This is a genomic window from Segeticoccus rhizosphaerae, assembly GCF_009192725.1.
Lineage (GTDB): Bacteria > Actinomycetota > Actinomycetes > Actinomycetales > Dermatophilaceae > Segeticoccus > Segeticoccus rhizosphaerae.
In genome coordinates this window covers 1-1,340 of sequence record NZ_VOHR01000556.1, presented here as the reverse complement: position 1 = coordinate 1,340, position 1,340 = coordinate 1, and the positions used below count along the sequence as shown (strand labels likewise).

The 1,340-nt window shown below is 71.6% G+C and carries 1 protein-coding gene and 1 pseudogene; both read left to right on the top strand.

Annotated elements, in window-relative coordinates; genetic code table 11:
• Positions 1-762: aldehyde dehydrogenase family protein (locus FRW57_RS21605; protein WP_152187037.1), on the top strand; the 762-nt coding region annotated here is incomplete at its 5' end.
• Positions 763-873: 111 nt separating this feature from the next.
• A pseudogene (locus FRW57_RS21600) lies at positions 874-1,340 on the top strand (hypothetical protein); the annotation flags it as partial.

Sequence of the window (1,340 nt, the reverse complement as noted above, 5' to 3'; positions counted from 1 at the left end):
GGCCGCTGTCTGCTCGAGCTGGGCGGCAACAACGCCGCGATCGTGGCGCCGTCGGCCGACCTGGACCTGGCCACGCGCGGCATCGTCTTCGCGGCGGCGGGCACGGCGGGGCAGCGGTGCACGACCATGCGTCGGGTGCTCGCGCACGAGGACGTCGCGGAAGACCTCGCCAAGCGGCTGGCCGACGTCTACGGTCGCCTGCCCATCGGCGACCCCACCGCCGAGGGCACCCTGGTCGGGCCGCTGATCAACCAGCGGGCGTATGACGGGATGGCCGCCGCCCTGGAGCAGGCCGAGGCACAGGGCGGCAACGTCCTGGTCGGCGGTGGACGCCGGTTGGCCGACGCCGCGGGTGACGCCTACTACGTGGAACCCGCGGTCGTGCGGATGCCCGAGCAGAGCGAGATCGTGCGCCAGGAGACGTTCGCCCCGATCATCTACGTGATGACCTACTCCACGCTCGAGGAAGCCATCGCGCTCAACAACGATGTCCCGCAAGGCCTTTCATCGTCCATCTTCACGTCGGACCAGGCCGAGGCCGAGAGGTTCATGAGCGCCGTCGGCTCCGACTGCGGCATCGTCAACGTCAACATCGGCACCTCTGGCGCCGAGATCGGTGGCGCGTTCGGGGGCGAGAAGGAGACCGGCGGCGGCCGTGAGTCCGGGTCGGACGCGTGGCGCGCTTACATGCGACGCGCGACCAACACGGTCAACTACTCCGGCGAGCTGCCGTTGGCCCAGGGCGTCGACTTCACCGTCTGACCCCCGCCCCTTCAGCTCGTTGCTGGGAGAAGGCGTCATCCGTGACGCCCCCTCCCAGCAACGAGCGGGGCCGCAAGCGCGATCACCGAACCCTCTGACACCAGGAGCGCGATGAGCACGCAGGAACCGATGGAGACCGCTGACCGGGACGGCCTCCTGGTGCTGTCGGCGGCCGACGTGACCCAGGTCTTCGACATGGACACCGCCATCGAGTCGCAGCGGGTCGCCTTCCGCGAGCTCGGGCTCGGGCACGCGCAGTTGCCCGCCCGGCTGCTGCTCTCCGGGCCGGAGGGGTCGTCGTCGTTCTGCTACGCCGCCCGGGTGTCGGACGAAACCGGGGCCGTCTGCAAGTTCGGCAGCGCGGCACCGGCGAACGCCGAGCGGGGGCTGCCCACCATCGCCGCCGTCGTCACGGCGCTCGACCCGCAGACCGGTCGCCCCGTGGCGCTCATGGACGGCACCACCGTGACCACCATCCGCACCTCCGCGGCCAGCGCGGTGGCGGCAGAGGCGCTGGCCCGGCCCGAGTCCTCGGTCCTGGCGGTGCTCGGGTCCGGGGTGCAGGCCGAGGCGCACGT